The 15,726-nt window shown below is 41.6% G+C and carries 12 protein-coding genes and 1 CRISPR repeat array (1 of these 13 cut by a window edge); of the genes, 11 read left to right on the top strand and 1 reads right to left on the bottom strand.

Going from position 1 to position 15,726, the window contains the following annotated elements; all coding sequences use genetic code 11:
• Window positions 1–233 precede the first annotated feature (233 nt).
• From MED121_RS05120 to MED121_RS05105, 4 genes are all read left to right on the top strand, one after another.
• Window positions 234–584 (top strand): VOC family protein, encoded by a 351-nt coding sequence (locus MED121_RS05120; RefSeq protein ID WP_242603176.1) that lies wholly within the window; start codon window positions 234–236, stop codon window positions 582–584.
• Window positions 585–667: 83 nt separating this feature from the next.
• Window positions 668–1,138 carry an ASCH domain-containing protein gene (locus MED121_RS05115; protein ID WP_009832559.1) on the top strand — a complete coding sequence of 157 codons (471 nt, stop codon included), beginning with the start codon at window positions 668–670 and terminating at the stop codon, window positions 1,136–1,138.
• A 171-nt stretch (window positions 1,139–1,309) separates the two neighbouring features.
• Window positions 1,310–1,972 carry a 7-cyano-7-deazaguanine/7-aminomethyl-7-deazaguanine transporter gene (locus MED121_RS05110; RefSeq protein ID WP_009832558.1) on the top strand — a complete coding sequence of 221 codons (663 nt, stop codon included), beginning with the start codon at window positions 1,310–1,312 and terminating at the stop codon, window positions 1,970–1,972.
• Between the two features lie 383 nt (window positions 1,973–2,355).
• Window positions 2,356–3,099, top strand: a complete 744-nt coding sequence (locus MED121_RS05105; RefSeq protein ID WP_009832557.1) for a transporter substrate-binding domain-containing protein — start codon at window positions 2,356–2,358, stop codon at window positions 3,097–3,099.
• 80 nt (window positions 3,100–3,179) lie between these two features.
• Here the strand turns inward: MED121_RS05105 and MED121_RS05100 are convergent, their stop codons facing one another.
• Complete coding sequence (locus MED121_RS05100) at window positions 3,180–4,925, bottom strand: MATE family efflux transporter (protein WP_009832556.1); 1,746 nt, start codon at window positions 4,923–4,925, stop codon at window positions 3,180–3,182.
• A gap of 172 nt (window positions 4,926–5,097) precedes the next feature.
• Here MED121_RS05100 and MED121_RS05095 point away from each other — a divergent pair, with 172 nt between their 5' ends.
• The 7 genes from MED121_RS05095 to cas6f all read left to right on the top strand — a co-directional run bounded on the left by MED121_RS05095 (window position 5,098) and on the right by cas6f (window position 15,052).
• Complete coding sequence (locus MED121_RS05095; protein ID WP_050764530.1) at window positions 5,098–6,462, top strand: SH3 domain-containing C40 family peptidase; 1,365 nt, start codon at window positions 5,098–5,100, stop codon at window positions 6,460–6,462.
• Between the two features lie 322 nt (window positions 6,463–6,784).
• Window positions 6,785–7,519 carry a TSUP family transporter gene (locus MED121_RS05090; protein ID WP_131470974.1) on the top strand — a complete coding sequence of 245 codons (735 nt, stop codon included), beginning with the start codon at window positions 6,785–6,787 and terminating at the stop codon, window positions 7,517–7,519.
• 573 nt (window positions 7,520–8,092) lie between these two features.
• Complete coding sequence (gene cas3f, locus MED121_RS05085) at window positions 8,093–11,179, top strand: type I-F CRISPR-associated helicase Cas3f (protein WP_009832552.1); 3,087 nt, start codon at window positions 8,093–8,095, stop codon at window positions 11,177–11,179.
• Entirely contained in the window at window positions 11,179–12,465 is a 1,287-nt protein-coding gene (gene csy1 / locus MED121_RS05080; protein ID WP_009832551.1) for a type I-F CRISPR-associated protein Csy1, read from the top strand. The genes cas3f and csy1 overlap by 1 nt, the downstream gene beginning before the upstream one ends.
• Window positions 12,462–13,361 carry a type I-F CRISPR-associated protein Csy2 gene (csy2, locus tag MED121_RS05075; protein ID WP_009832550.1) on the top strand — a complete coding sequence of 300 codons (900 nt, stop codon included), beginning with the start codon at window positions 12,462–12,464 and terminating at the stop codon, window positions 13,359–13,361. The genes csy1 and csy2 overlap by 4 nt, the downstream gene beginning before the upstream one ends.
• A gap of 11 nt (window positions 13,362–13,372) precedes the next feature.
• Window positions 13,373–14,404 carry a type I-F CRISPR-associated protein Csy3 gene (csy3, locus tag MED121_RS05070; RefSeq protein WP_009832549.1) on the top strand — a complete coding sequence of 344 codons (1,032 nt, stop codon included), beginning with the start codon at window positions 13,373–13,375 and terminating at the stop codon, window positions 14,402–14,404.
• A gap of 9 nt (window positions 14,405–14,413) precedes the next feature.
• A complete protein-coding gene (gene cas6f, locus MED121_RS05065) occupies window positions 14,414–15,052 on the top strand; it encodes a type I-F CRISPR-associated endoribonuclease Cas6/Csy4 (protein ID WP_009832548.1) in 639 nt (212 codons plus the stop codon).
• 362 nt (window positions 15,053–15,414) lie between these two features.
• Window positions 15,415–15,726: direct repeats of the CRISPR family, unit length 28 nt; unit sequence GTTCCCTGCCGAATAGGCAGCTTAGAAA (it continues 976 nt past the right edge of the window).

The following is a 15,726-nucleotide window of genomic DNA, read 5'->3' as shown; positions in this document are numbered from 1 at the left end:
AGAGGAAGTGAATAAGACGCTGGCATATCACCGACACGATTAATCTCCAAGCAAAGCTTTGAATAAGAATAAAGTGATGATCTTTGACTATTTAAAGCTAGCTCTAGTCTTTAGATTTCGCTATTTCCTCAAGGCTTTTCTAAGCAATAAAATTTCGCAGCTATACTTTAAAAAAATAAATGGAAACAACTGATTGATTTGAGGTGAATAGTATGGAGTTAGGGGCTTTTTCAATGAGTTTAACGGTGAAAGATATTCAGCTTTCGCGAGAGTTTTATGAAAAACTGGGTTTTAGTATTTTTGCAGGTGATCAGGCAAAGCATTGGTTGGTGATGAAAAATGGCGATCACATTATTGGCTTATTTCAGGGCATGTTTGACACTAATATGCTGACCTTTAACCCAGGTTGGGATCAAAATGCGGATGGGGTGAGTGAAGCAACAGATATCCGTTCTATCCATCAACAGCTTAAGGAGCAGGGGCTAGAGGTGCCGGACTTGCAAGCCTATGCTAAACAGGGGCCTGCTAGTTTTACGGTTAAAGACCCAGATGGCAATGTTATTTTATTTGATCAACATGTTTAGTCGCCATTTTGGGCTTTCTCTCTGTATTATATGCGTTATTAATTTAAGCCATATTTACCGCATTAAATCGTCAGGGAGACATGATGGAAGCCAGAGCTCAAACTTTTTACGATACTTATTTCAAAAGCCTTTCTAAAGCTCAGCAAGCTAAGATAAAAGCGGTCAGCGCCGATTATTTTTGCGCTGATGAATATAATGCCAACGTGTGTGCTGAGCTTATTTTAAAGGATGAGAAAACAGCCAGTTGTAGCATGGCTTATTGGTACGAGCATGAGAATGACCCTATGCCAGAAGTGGGTGCCTTGCAGGTCGTCACCAACTGGGACGGCGAGCCTATCTGTATTATCGAGATTACCTCAGTGAGCCAATGCGCTTATCAAGACGTCACACCTGAGTTTGCTGCAGCAGAAGGAGAAGGGGATAAAAGCCTAAGCTGGTGGCGTGAAGCCCATTGGGATTTTTTCAGCCAAGAATGTGATGAATTAAAGATTACTCCACAAGAAGATATGATCTTGGTGTTAGAACGATTTAAGCGGGTCTTCCCTAGAGGATAGGCAAGCTTAGGTTAATCTGTGTTTTTATAATGTGAAAGCTAAATTTTTATTTATCTGACCGATCGGTTAAATAAGCTCTAATCTGACTTTACAGGCCTGCTCAAATTATGGACAATGCGCGCCTGATTCAGGGTTCCCTCACCCCTGGCGTTTTATAAAAAGGAAATAAGAATGCAAATGACTTCTTCGTTTGAAGCGGCGTCTAGGCCTGCTTCACAAATTAAAAAAGCACTATTGATCCTTGCTGGCTTTCATATCTTGATTCTGGCATCGAGTAACTATCTGGTACAACTTCCCTTTACGATTTTTGGTTTACATACCACTTGGGGAGCATTCTCCTTCCCGTTTGTATTTTTAGCCACTGACCTAACGGTGCGCCTATACGGAGCCGCACTTGCACGACGCATCATTTTAACTGTGATGTTGCCGGCTCTATTAGTCTCCTATGTTGCTTCTGTGCTCTTTTATCAAGGCAGTTTTCAAGGGTTAGATAAACTGGCTCAGCTTGATACTTTTGTTGCCAGAATTGCGTTAGCCAGCTTTGCCGCCTACGTGGTTGGCCAAGTCATGGATGTAACTGTCTTTAATAAGCTAAGACAAGCTAAAGCATGGTGGATAGCCCCTTCACTTTCTACCATTGTAGGTAATGCGATTGATACGCTTGTCTTCTTTGGTGTTGCTTTTTATCAAAGTAGCGATGCCTTTATGGCAGAGAACTGGGTCGAGATTGCCCTCGTAGACTATGGCTTTAAATTGATTATTAGCCTGTGTATGTTTGTCCCTCTCTACGGTGTGTTATTAAACAAACTGGGTGAGCGTTTAGAGAAAGCCTAAGCGTTTGTCTAACGTATTTGTCAAAAGTATTTGTCTTAAAATATTAGTTTAAAGCCTTACTTCTGTTACCTTGAAAGCCCTGTCAGTTTGATGGGGCTTTTTATATTCGTACTCCGTCCTGAAAGTGTTCTCAAGGTTTGCTCAGCCTATAAGATTCTTATAGAAGTTAAGAGTAGAAGCTAAGAGTAGAAGTTAAGAGTAGAAGTTAAGAGGCCTATCAAAAAGGCGATGTGAGTAAGGGTTTTAGCCACGTTAAAGTCAGGGTAAACGTTAGGTTATGCTATCTAAGCTAGGAGGGGCTGATGGGTGCCTCTGTTAAATTTGGTCTATAATTTATAGTCAATTATCTCTAGTCTCTTTGATTAATATAGGTTTAGAGTGATATGAAGCTGTCTTTAATACTGTGCTCCTTGGTTATCCTTTACTTCTTCTCAAACTTATCTTACGCCGATGAAGTGTTAGTTTATCGTCATGAAACCATGCCTTGGTGTGGTACTGTCGATGGACGAGATGCTGGCGTAACGGTGGACATTTTAGAGCAAATTACCTTGCATGGTGGCCCCAGCTTTCGTTATAAATCTGTGCCTTGGCCGCGAGCTCAAAAAATGGTGCACACTACCAAGGGCTCACTCATCATTCCCCTTACACGAACAGCAGCCAGAGAGCCTTATTACACTTGGATAGTGTCCTTGGTGCCAAATCAAATACGCCTTACTTTGTTTGATGAGTTCGCGAGGAGTGAGTCACCAAAAAGTAACCTCAGCCTAGCGCAAATCAAGACGATGTCAGTGGGCGTGATTCAAGGTTCCTCTATTATCCCTGAATTAGAAGAGACTGGTTTTAAAAGTATTTATGAGGCGGACGATATAGAGCAACTCATCGGCTTACTCGTTAAAAAGAGGCTGGCAGCCATGGTGGAATCAAAATTGGTCGACACTTATCAATGGCAAAAATTAGGCTATGACAAGAAGAGCTTGATCGCTGGACCTAATGTGGGTGGTGTCGGTTATATTTACCTTGGGGCTGGATTGGATTTTCCACCTGAAATGACCAAAAAGATACGACTTGCCATGGATAAGATTAAAGCCAATGGAGTGTACGATGAGATTTTATCTCGTTGGTATTAAGCCTATCTTCCTTAAAGCCACTGCGTTTGTTCATGACGATAGATACGTTTTTATCATTATCTATCGTCATTAAGCCTGTCTTACTTTTCCTTTAACTCTTTCCCGTCTTCGTTATTAATCACATCAGGGTTAGTCACGTCATTGTTAGTCACGTCATTGTTAGTCACGTCATTGTTAATCACATCACTGTTAATTAAGGGCGCAGTCACAAGCTCATCCTTGTGCGAAGCTAGGTCATCGATAAGGACAGCATCCAGTGTGCAAAAGGGCTGGGTATTTAGGCAAGAAAGCGGGATTTCATCCTCTTCTTTTAACGCTTGTTCACACGCTGGAGCAGGAATAGGGCTAGAAGTGTCTGGTTTCTCATTGTTCTTCTGGCTATCTGTGGTTTTACTTGCCTTGCCAGCTTGTTCTACAGCGATTTCTGACGTGACTTGAGCTTCTTGGCTCGCCGCTTCTTGAGCGATATCAGCTTCAAGCTCATTCTGAGGGGCTGCGTTCTGCATTAGCTCTTTTATGTGTTTTTGTAATACCAAGATAGCAATGACCCCAAAGATAATATTGCCCAGGGCTTGTCCATAAAGTACACCCAAAGCACCAAACCAAAGTGAGCCTAAGTAGACAAAAGGTAATGTACCTATGGTGGCACGACCTAGGCTAAGTATGGTGGAGTAGATAGGTTTACCCAGATTATTGAAAGAGGTATTGGCGACAAAAATAGCACCATTAAAAATAAAGGTAATGGCCACATAGGTACAAAAAGCCTGCACGATAAGTACCGCATCCCCTTCTAAGGTAAAACCTTGAACGATGTAATCTTGTACAAAGAAGAGCAGGCTACAAACAAATAAGGTGTAGATAAAGGTGACGAGTAGTGAGTTATAAAGGGTCTCTTTCACCCTATCTATGCGTTTGGCTCCAAGGTTTTGGCCAATAATCGGCCCAACCGCACCCGACAAGGCAAAGATAACCGCAAAACACACAGGAATTAATCGGCCAATGACCGCATAACCTGCCACAAAATCATTCCCATATTGGGCGATGCTGGTGGTGACTATGGCATTACCAATCGGGGTCGCTGTGTTGGTAAAAATAGCCGGTACAGCAATCTTTAAAATGGCCTTAATATGCGTTAGCCATTGGCTAAGGCTAGGCAGACTGACCAAGTTATGGTGCTTAATCAAGGGGTATAAAGAAAAATACAAAACCGCAAAACGTGAAATAACAGAGGCCAATGCGGCCCCTTCCACATTCCAGTTAAAACCAAAAATAAAGATAGGGTCTAAGATAGCGTTAACAATACCGCCAGACAGGGTCACCCACATAGAGCGCTTCGCATCACCCGCTGACCTTAAACCGGCACCTGCCGCCATGGCAACGGCTAAAATGGGGCCACTGGGGACGATAATACGTAAATAGGCTTCGGCTCGTTCCGCGGTATGTCCTTCTGCACCAATTAAGGCTAAAAGCTCTGGGATGTAAGCAAACATCAGAACCGTGAAAACTAAACTAATGGCAAAGGCGGTGAGCATGACGCTGCCACTTAGCTGTCTTGCCTTATCAAACTCCTTGGCACCTATGGCTTTAGAGACCAAGGCGCCCATGGCGATGGAAGTACCAATAGAAACTGAGGTGGAAAAGAACATCAAGGTGCCAGCAAAACCAACGGCAGCAGCAAGCTCGATTTGTCCCAACATACTGATAAAGAGCATATCCAGCAGATCGACTGCAAAAAGTGCCATTAAGCCCACCGAGCCTGAACCCGACATGACCAAAATGTGGCGCATGGTAGAGCCTTCTACAAATTTTGCGGTTTGTGCATTCATGATTGTCTCTTTTTGAGCGGTATGTGGGAGAGGCGACTAAAAAGATTTTAACGCCTCGATTGAATAATAATTCATTACTTCATGTTTACGCCACATTCTTAAGGTAGAACAAGATATTATCTTCTAAAATGAAATTCTATCTGGAATCAAAATAAGCACTTAGGAGCAAAACATGAAGCTAGGATACGTGACGGGATTAATGCTGTTCAGCTTATTTCTCAGTGCTTGTAGCCATACCAGCAAAATGACAGACATTGCTGACCTAGAAAGCTTACCGCAAACAGCTGAGCCTTATACTCAAGCCTTAGCCCCTTATGAATTTAGTGAGCAAGGGCAGCTTAATCGGAAGTTTGATGAAATCTTCTTTAGTCCATGGGAATTGACCCAAATGTCAGTTGACCTTGAGCAAGCCAGCTGGGGCAACTTTTACCTGCAAAAAGAAACCTATGGGGAAAACCATAAACTGAGAAAAAAAGAATGGTATGAAGAGCACATCAGACGCTCCAATTTTGAAGCGTATGACACTGTCAGAGACTATGGCATTACCACCAGCAACTCTAATTTAAGGGTGTTTCCCACCCAGAGTGTCATTTTTTACAACCCTGATTCTCCGGGTGAAGGCTTTCCGTTCGACTATAACCAAAACTCACATATCAAGATAAACACCCCCTTATTTATTTCTCACTATTCTCTGGATAAAGCTTGGGTTTATGTGGAGGCTAACTCGCTTTTTGGCTGGCTGCCGGTTAATGACATCACCTTTATTGATCAAGCCCAGCGAGAACGGTTTAAATCGGGTCAGTATTATGTGGCTACCCAAGATGAATTTGCGCTTTTTGATCAAGATAAATACTTTATCGCATACATCAAACTTGGCACCATTTTCCCCATTATTGATGGTAAATTAGTCAGTGTTAAAGCCAGCTTTTCTAGTAGTAACTCCCTGATTAATGAATCTAAAAAAGGCGCGAGACTGGTCTATTCTGACATCAATTCAAACCAAGTGGCGCAAAAGCCTTTGGCGTTTAATCGGACGAACCTGGCTAAAATTTCAAACGCCCTAATTGGTGAAGACTACGGCTGGGGGGGCGTATTAGCGAATCGAGATTGCTCGGCTTTTACTAAGGACTTCTTCACACCCTTTGGTATTTATTTAAAACGCAACTCCTCTAAACAACTTGAAGCTGGCGAATATATTGAGCTTAAAGCCCTAGATGCTGATGATAAAAAACAACGTATTTTAGACGACGCGATTCCCTTTATGACCCTTATCTATATGCGAGGTCACATCATGCTGTATGTGGGTGAAGGCGCCGGCGAGCAAGCGGGTGAGCCTCTTGTTTTCCATAATATCTGGGGCTTACGTACCCTAGAAGAAGACGATAGCATAGGCCGCTTCATCATAGGACGCGCCGTTATCACCACCTTAGAGCCAGGCAAAGAGTTGGATAACCTAGTACAAGAAGCCAGCTTGATAAACCGAATTCAAGGCATGGTTATTCTTGATAGACCAGTAGATAGCTTGGCGCTCAATTAACCGTATTTGTTTTCTCACCTTCCCATGCTTGCGTGGGAAGGCATACCCTTGAGCTTCAGCTCAATGAACTGTCCAAAAAACGCTAGCCAAACTAGCTAAAATAAATTTCCACGGAGGACCGAAGGGAACTAGGGGTCAATGACACTTTTTAACTCCCCCGCGACAATATGCTGCATGGGCATTCACTATTTTAAGGATTAAACTCTCCTTCCTTTTAACTCTATCTTGGCGCGCTTAACAGTCGTGCGCAGAAGTCGTCAAAAGCTCTCAAATAGGACAAAGACAAGGAAACGTTTTGATCATCACCCCAGAACTACTCGCCATGCTTTTTTGCGTGGCCGTGTTAGCAGGCTTTATCGACTCCGTCAGCGGCGGTGGCGGTTTGATCGCCTTGCCCACCTTGATGCTAGCTGGCTTAAGCCCAGTACAAGCCATAGGCACCAACAAGTTTCAGGCCATCTTTGGCAAGATATCTTCCGTAAGGTATTTTCTAAAACACGGCTTAATAGACGTGAAGAAGTTCAGGCTGGCGATAGTCGTCACCTTTATCTGTGCAGGCCTTGGTGGCTATGCGGTACAGCTGATTCCTAATCAGGACCTCGTCTTGTACATCCCTTGGATGATAGGGCTAGTCGCCTTGTATACCATCTTCTCTCCGAGAATGGCGGACATAGACACCAGCCAACGCCTGACCATTGCGGCTTTCAGCTTTATCATTGTACCTTTTCTCGCCTTCTATGATGGCTTCTTTGGCCCCGCCGCCAGCTCCTTCTTTTCCATTTCCTTCATTGCCTTACTCGGCTTTAGCACCGCCAAAGCTGTGGCCCACACTAAGCTCCTATTACTCTTCGCCAATGGTGCTGCCATCATCACCTTCATCATAGGTGGGCATATAATCTGGCAAATAGGTTTTATCATGGCCATAGGCCAATGGATAGGCGGCCACTACGGCTCCAAAATGGTTCACCTCAAGGGCAGTAAAATCGTCAAACCCATGTTGATCAGTGTGTGTTTTATTTTGATTGGCAAGATGATTTATCAGAGCGGGGTGGTTTAGAGGGCTTCGCTGAAGTTGAGACTTCTAGGTGCACATGCCTTATAAAGCTTAGCTTTTAGAATAATCCGTTGACTCCAAAGAGTCTTATGAATTACTTATAGCTAATGCATGATTGATTAAAAAAACGCTTTAGAAAAAAATGGCACCCTTTAAGAGTGCCATTAGCTACCTGCTTGGTAGTAAATAAATTATCAAATCAATAATTTTCTAAGCTGCTTAGTTAGCAGTCCTGTAATCATAGCGAATTTTAAAAACTTATAAAAGTTTATTATTAAATCTATAATGGTTGAAAAAATTAATTTGATCATTCAGTATACAGTCTAGGGAAAAATTAAGGACTGTTTTATCTATGAAAAAGCTTATAGCGCTCGTATTTGGAATAAATAGAGTATTAGTAAAGGTACGTTGCTGGTTATTTAATATTTTAAAGCGTACAGAGTTTCTGGGTACTCTTGTTATGTTGGTCAAACTTGTAAATGAGATAAAAAAATTTCTAGGTTATTAGTTTTGATTAATGGAATTAAAGTTAACGCATGTTGATAAAGCGTTGATTTCTATGGATGAGAAAGATTAATGAATAGAGTATCTGATAACAGCTGGAAGTACCTTCCTGTGATCAAATCATTGACTGCGATGGCTGCTCTTCTTCATGACTGGGGAAAGGCTTCACTCCTATTTCAACAAAAACTAGACCCTGAAATTAAAACAAAATTCAAAGGTGACCCCATTCGCCACGAATGGATATCATGTATTTTGTTTAAAGTGTTCGTCACCAATTCTGCTAAAGAAGGTTCCGATGAAGAGTGGTTATCAACACTTATTAGTGATGGCATTAAAGATGCTGACTTTCAGCAAAAAGGCTTAGAAAATATAGACAAGCCTTTAGTCGCTCTTCCAACAGCGGCTTCATTAATTGCTTGGTTGATTGTGTCCCATCATAGATTACCTTTACCTCGCGATAGGCACTTATGCGACCAACAAAGAGATAAAAAAAATGCATCTTTGTCTGATCTATTAAACAGAATGACTCAAGCCTGGGGCTACGAGAACCCTTCCGAAATTTACAATGTGTTATTGCCAAAATGCTTTAAATTTCCCGAAGGCTTGCTATCAGAATCAGAGCAGTGGATTACACAACTTAAGCTTCAAGCTGAAGCGTTAAGGCGTCAACTGCCTTTAGTAGCAGAGATAATGAAGAATGGAAGTTGGAGAGTCGTTTTACATCATGCTCGCTTAAGTTTGATGTTAGGGGATCATTACTATTCTTCTCAGGACAAAGATAAAAATTGGCAAAGTTCAATTGATTTGTATGCCAATACAAATAGAGAAACGAAAGCACTTAAACAGAAGTTAGATGAGCATTTAGTGAATGTTGCCCAGACTGCAACGACTACAGCAAGCCTGTTGCCTTACTTTGAATCTAACCCTTTAAAAGTAAAAGGCTTAGCTGCTTTATCGGTTCAATCTGATACCCCAAGGTCGTTTAGGTGGCAAGATAATGCTGTGATGAGTCTTGTTAATTGGCGTGCGAGAACAAAAGATAAAAGCCAAGGCTATTTTGTAGTGAATATGGCTAGCACTGGTAGTGGTAAAACCATTGCTAATGCCAAAATTATGCAAGCTGTATCTGAAGATCAGCAAAGCTTACGCTTTATTTTAGCGCTTGGGCTAAGAACCCTAACATTGCAAACAGGTGATGAATATCGCAATCGACTAAATCTAGAAAAAAGTGATTTGGCAGTATTGATTGGCTCTAAAGCTGTTTTTGAATTGCATAAATCAGGTAACAATCTTGATAAGGATGAAGGCTGTTTTGAAGGTGCTAATCAAGGTTCTGAATCTTTGGAGAGCTTGCAAGATGAAAGTGATGTTCTGCATTGGCAAGGGGTATTGCCAGAAGATAAATTGTCAACAGTCCTGACTAAAGAGAAAGATCGAAAACTCCTTCATGCTCCTGTTCTTGCCTGCACCATAGATCATATTATGGCCGCCACTGAGACTAAACGAGGAGGCCGCTATATTTTACCCTGTTTAAGGCTAATGTCTTCTGATCTGGTGATTGACGAAATCGATGACTTCTCTGGTGATGATTTAATTGCTATTGGTCGCTTAGTGCACCTTGCTGGTATGTTAGGTCGAAAAGTCATGATTTCCTCGGCAACTATTTCACCAGACCTTGCTTTAGGGTTTTACAATGCCTATCAGCAAGGGTGGAATGTGTTCGCAGCGAGTCGTGAACAGTCCTCAAAAATAAACTGTGTTTATGTTGACGAGTTTAATACTCAATGTGAACTTGTCGAGAGCGGTAGTAAAGAAATAGTCCAATTTCAAACTTTCCAGCATCACTTTATTGAAAAGCGTGTTAATGAGCTGAAACAGCAAACGCCTAAGCGAAAGGCGGATATTATTCCCTGTAATAGGGTGGAAGGTGCTGATCTAGGAGAGCAGTATTTTGAGCATGTTAAACAAGCGATTTTAATTAAGCATTCTCAACATTCAACGATAGATAATCAAAGCCAAATTCGAGTGTCATTTGGTGTGGTTCGGATTGCAAATATTCGACCCTGTATGGAATTGACACAACACCTTTTAGGCTGTGAATGGCCTGATGAAATTGAAATACGATGTATGGCTTACCATAGTCAGCAAGTCTTACTTCTTAGGCATGAGCAAGAAAAGCACCTTGACCAAGTGTTAAAGCGCAAAGAAAAAGCAGGAGAAACGCCAGCAGCTTTTAGTGATCCCATTATTCGTCAACACCTTTCTAGTTGCCATAGTAACAATATCATCTTTATCTTAGTGGCAACGCCAGTGGAAGAGGTGGGTCGTGACCATGACTTTGATTGGGCCATCATTGAACCTTCGTCTTATCGCTCAATCATTCAAATGGCAGGCCGTGTTCGGCGTCATAGAGAAGGACCCATTGAGCAAGCAAATGTCGGTTTGCTTCAATACAACTACAGGGGTTATCAAGATAAGGAAGAGCGTGTTTTTAATAGACCCGGTTACGAAACAGACAGGGCTACACAACTTATTAGCCATGATATAAAACAACTACTTGATGAGAAAAGTTTACTTCATTCTCTAGATGCTGTGCCCCGTATTCAAAAACATCAAAATTTAGACCCTAATAGCAGCTTGGCTGATCTTGAGCATTTTGCGACTGCAAGAACACTAGGCATAGCTGACATTAATAAAGAGCAAAGTTTAATTAAGCAAAAGCAAGGTCGATTTAACCGAAGAGTTCGTGCAGGAGAGTCACAAAGCTTTTGGAGTAATCATCTACAAGGGCATTTAGTAGGTTACTGGTGGCTAACTGCTTTACCACAATACTTCAAACGTTTTAGGAAGAGTGAACCTAGCGTACAGCTCTATTTAATTAAAAAAGAGGGTGTTACTGCTTTTCATCAAAGAGACGATCATGGCGGGTATAACCCTATTGAGCTTATTTTCAATATCAAGCATCACCCCATGGATGATAGGCAGGAGAGTCGGCTTTGGTTAAGGCGTGAGTATAGCGCTTTAGTGAGTCAATACAGTCAAAGTGAGGAAGGAGAATTTATCACCTCCTTAAAATTTGGTGAAATTAACTTTACTGATCGTGGTGAGCAAGGTGAATACAGTTATAACGACCAGTTCGGTCTGGTGAGGACGCGATAATGGAGGACAGGAATGTGATAGATCCAGCAATAACGAAATTTTTTACGGAACGAAAAGAGGCTTGGCTTAAGAAAAATTTAAAATCGGACATGGAGCAATGGGAAATACTAGAGAAAGAGCACGAATGTGAAGCTAATTTTACCCTAGCAAATTGGTTACCTGATGCGGCAAAAAGAGCGGGTCAGATCTCTATTGCTTCACATCCTTGTACTTTCAGCCATCCAAGTGCGAGAAAAAATAAAAATGGCTATGTGTCTTCTATTATTGCGCATTGTGATAGCAGAGCAGATGGCTTTGTTCGATCGGGGAATCTTAATGTGAAACTCGATGCCTTGGGAAATGCGGCCGCATTAGATGTGTATAAATTTCTTACTTTAATTATGGGTGATGCGAATACACTATTAGAACATATTGAGCAAGAAACGACTCTAGCGCGAAGCTTGTTAGACCAAGTTAATGGTGACTACCAAGCGCTTCGTAAAGGCTTTTTAAAAATGGTGGAACCTGATGAAGAGCTAATTACTAGTTCCAAGATAAAACAGGTCTACTTTCCTGTTGATGAAGGGGAATACCATTTATTGTCTTTGTTAACCCACTCAGGCCACTTATTTGAGTTAAGAAAGCGACTGGATAATTTGAGGTTTGCAGAAGAGGTTAAAACAGCGCGAGCTTGTAAAAAAGCGAATCAATACCATGTTGATGGCTATCGTGAAATTTATGGCTTAACCACAATCGGTTTTGGTGGCACTAAACCACAAAACATAAGTGTGCTAAATAATCAAAATGCGGGTAAAGCTCATCTATTAGCGTCAGTACCCCCGACGCTTTCAAACAGAAATATTAGATTACCTAAGCAAGAATTTTTTAAAGAGACCTTAAACCCTTGGTCAGCTAAGTCTATATTCACGGCTTTTCATCAGCTACTTAGTACCTCTTATGACAAGTCTGTATTACCCAACCGCAACCTTCGCACAGCTCGGGATAATCTTTTTCAAGCCTATATGGATCATGTCATCCAAGCCATGTGGCAAGTTCGTCTCTGCTTAAAAGATTATAAAGGAGATGTATCGAGCGAATTAAACCTTGAGCAGAAAAAATGGTTGTATCCAGAGCACGAGGATTTAAGACTGGAATCAGATGAATGGTTAGAGGTGATAATACGTCAAATCTCGCGCAGCTTTATTCAGAGCTACCAAAAAGTAATTGCTAAGCCAGTTTCATTAGCGGATGAAGAATTATTGGCTATCGAAAAAATAGTGGCAAATAACAAGGAGGGGTTAAGATGAATCTGCTTATTTTACCGCATCTGAAAATTCATAATGCGAATGCTCTATCTAGCCCTTTTACCATAGGTTTTCCTGCCATGACCGCTTGGTTGGGTTTTAGTCATGCTTTGGAGCGTAAACTGCATGATCAAGGCTTTAAAGCTTTAACTTTTTCGAGTACCGCCGTGATCAGTCATGACTTTGATCTACAAACGCATAAAGGAGAGGGTGACTTTGTCTCTTCAATTATCGGAACGGCAAACCCATTAGATAAAGATGGCACTCGTTCTGCTTTTATTGAAGAGGCTCGTTGTCACCTTGATGTCTCATTAGTGATTGAGCTTGAAGGTGATGAAGAAGCAGGTATTTATGATCAGCAAGATGTCATAACACAATTACAAAATATCATAGCCAGAATGAAAGTCGCCAGTGGTGACTTAATCAGCATGCAAATGCCAGAAATTAAATCTATCGATATTAATGATGATAAAGAGACCGCTCAAGTGTTGCGTCAACTCATGCCGGGATATGCTCTGATCGAACGACGTGACCTTATGGCAGACACTATGGCACAAGGTGAAGATGCCTTAGATGCCATGCTAAGTTACTTAACTGTCAATCATACTTGTGAGCAGCTTGAAGATGAGAGCATTGTCTGGAGCAGTCAACGAAAAGTGACAGGCTGGATAGTGCCGATTGCCACTGGCTTTCAAGGGCTTTCTTACCCTAGCAAGGCGAAGAATCAAAGAGATCCAGATGTGCCCCACCGATTTGCTGAAAGCATTATCACTTTAGGTGAATTTGTCATGGCTCATAAGATTAGACATCTTGATGACATGCTATGGCATTACTACCCTGATTTGGAAAATGACCTTTACCTTTGCCAACAAAATAACCCAATTAACTCATATGAATAAGGAACATCATAATGGCTAAAAACAAAGACATCGCATCCGTATTAGCATTCGAAAAGAAGCTCGTGCCATCAGATGGCTACTTTTACGGTACTAAATGGAATGATAAAGAACAAAGCAGTCCTTTGAAATTACAAGAAAAATCAGTACGAGGCACCATTTCAAATCGTCAAAAAGCGGCGGTGCAGAATGACCCTGCTAAGTTAAATGCTGAAGTAGAAAAAGCGAATTTACAACGTGTAGATGCTTGTGCGCTGGAGCCAGAGCAAGATACTTTAAAGCTCCACTTCACCCTGAAAGTATTAGGTGGATTGGCAACGCCATCGGCTTGTAATAACGCCCAGTTTAAACAAACATACAGCGCGGCGGTAAAAAACTATATTGAAAAACATAGCTGCTATGAGCTCGCGAAACGGTATGCCACTAACTTAGCAAATGGTCGTTTTATGTGGCGTAACCGAGTCGGCGCTGAAGAGATTGAAGTTCAAATAAAAGCACTAAATAAAGGGGCAGAACAAAGTTGGACATTTGACGCTACTCAATTGAGTACACGTCATTTTGACCATAATGATGAGCAAGTGCACAGCCTAGCGGATCGTATAGCGCAAGTATTATCCAGTGAATCCAATCACCTCATGTTAGAAATTAACTGCTTTGCTAAAGTCGGTAAGGCTCAAGAAGTTTACCCAAGTGAAGAGCTGGTGCTTGATAAAGGCAATAGCAAAAACAAGAAGAGCAAAATCCTATATTCTGTTAATGAACAGGCTGCAATGCATTCACAAAAACTAGGGAATGCCCTTCGTTCCATTGATACTTGGTACCCTGAGTTTGACGATGAAGAAGCAACGGCAGGGCCAATAGCCATAGAGCCATTTGGAGCCGTTACTAATTTAGGTAAGGCGTATCGAACCCCTAAAGAGAAACAAGACTTCTATACGCATTTTGATAAATGGGCCCGTGGCGAAGAACTTCAACGTGACGAAGATGAACATTATGTCATGGCGGTGCTAGTGCGAGGTGGTGTCTTTGGTGAAAGTGACAAATAGGCGGTGAGTATGAACTACTACCAAGAAATTACCCTATTACCAGATGCTGAGATTTCACTTGGGTTTATTTGGCAAAATGTCTTTCAACAAGTGCATATTGCCCTTGTTGAAAACAAGGTGGCTGCGAATCAGTCAAAAATAGCGGTAGGGTTTCCCGAATACAAGAAAGTCAAATTTCCATTAGGGAATAAACTCAGGCTCTTTGCTGAAGACGCTGAACAATTAGAACAGCTTAATATCACTAATTGGTTGGTACGTTTAGAGGATTATGCGCATGTTAAAGGGGTGAAGCCCGTGCCTGCTGATGTGTCTTATGTGACCTATACGCGCAAAAGTGTCAAAAGTCCGGCGCGTATCGACAAAGAGATGCAAAAGAAGGCTGAGCTATGGTCGTTAAAGTCAGGAAAACCTTTGGCAGAGTGTTTTGAGGAATTAGAAAAAACCAAACCTCAATATGAAAGTAAATTGCCTTTTATTTATTTGCATAGTCAAGAAACTAAACAAAGATCTCCTGAGAAAAGCAGCAAGTTTCCACTATTTATTGAAATGAAACTATTAGACAAAAAACAATCGGGTTTTTTTGATTGTTATGGACTCAGCTCCAAATCAAATACTGCCGAGAATCTAGGGGCAGTGCCCTTGTTCTAATGGTTTGCTCTTTAAAAATACATAAAGAAATCAGTGGGTTGTGATAGTGATAATAAAGGTGATATTTCTCATCTAACTTACTATTGCAGCTCATTTTTGTGTGTCTGGTCTCTGCTGAATGGGCAGCTTAGAAATGGGTAAATGCGTGAATCGTTTTCCACTTCAAGTTCACTGCCGAATAGGCAGCTTAGAAAATCAATCCAAGCAACGGTATTATCTGAAAAAGGTTCCCTGCCGAATAGGCAGCTTAGAAAATCGGTGTAGATTAGTTGGTTTGTTAACACATCCTTGATGAGCGGCACCCGGAAAAAACATCCGTGTTTTTTCGTTCAGCCAGACGGTGCGTTGCACCTAAAGAAACTGGCTTCACCCGAATAGGCAGCTTAGAAATGTACGCTGATCGACACTACAATGACTACAACGTTCCCTGCCGAATAGGCAGCTTAGAAATCATTACCGTTACCATCAGCCATTGTGATTATGTTCCCTGCCGAATAGGCAGCTTAGAAAAAAGGATTCAAAAAGGGAACATGAAACCTTTTGTTCCCTGCCGAATAGGCAGCTTAGAAAGTTCGCGGCATCATTTGTTACTAAGTTATACTGTTCCCTGCCGAATAGGCAGCTTAGAAAATTTAATTTAGTTTTGACAGCCACATAACAGAGTTCCCTGCCGA

This window comes from Marinomonas sp. MED121, assembly GCF_000153025.1.
In the GTDB taxonomy this organism is placed as follows: domain Bacteria; phylum Pseudomonadota; class Gammaproteobacteria; order Pseudomonadales; family Marinomonadaceae; genus Marinomonas.
The sequence above is the reverse complement of the archived record's forward strand: the minus strand, read 5'-3'. Positions and strand labels throughout refer to the sequence as shown.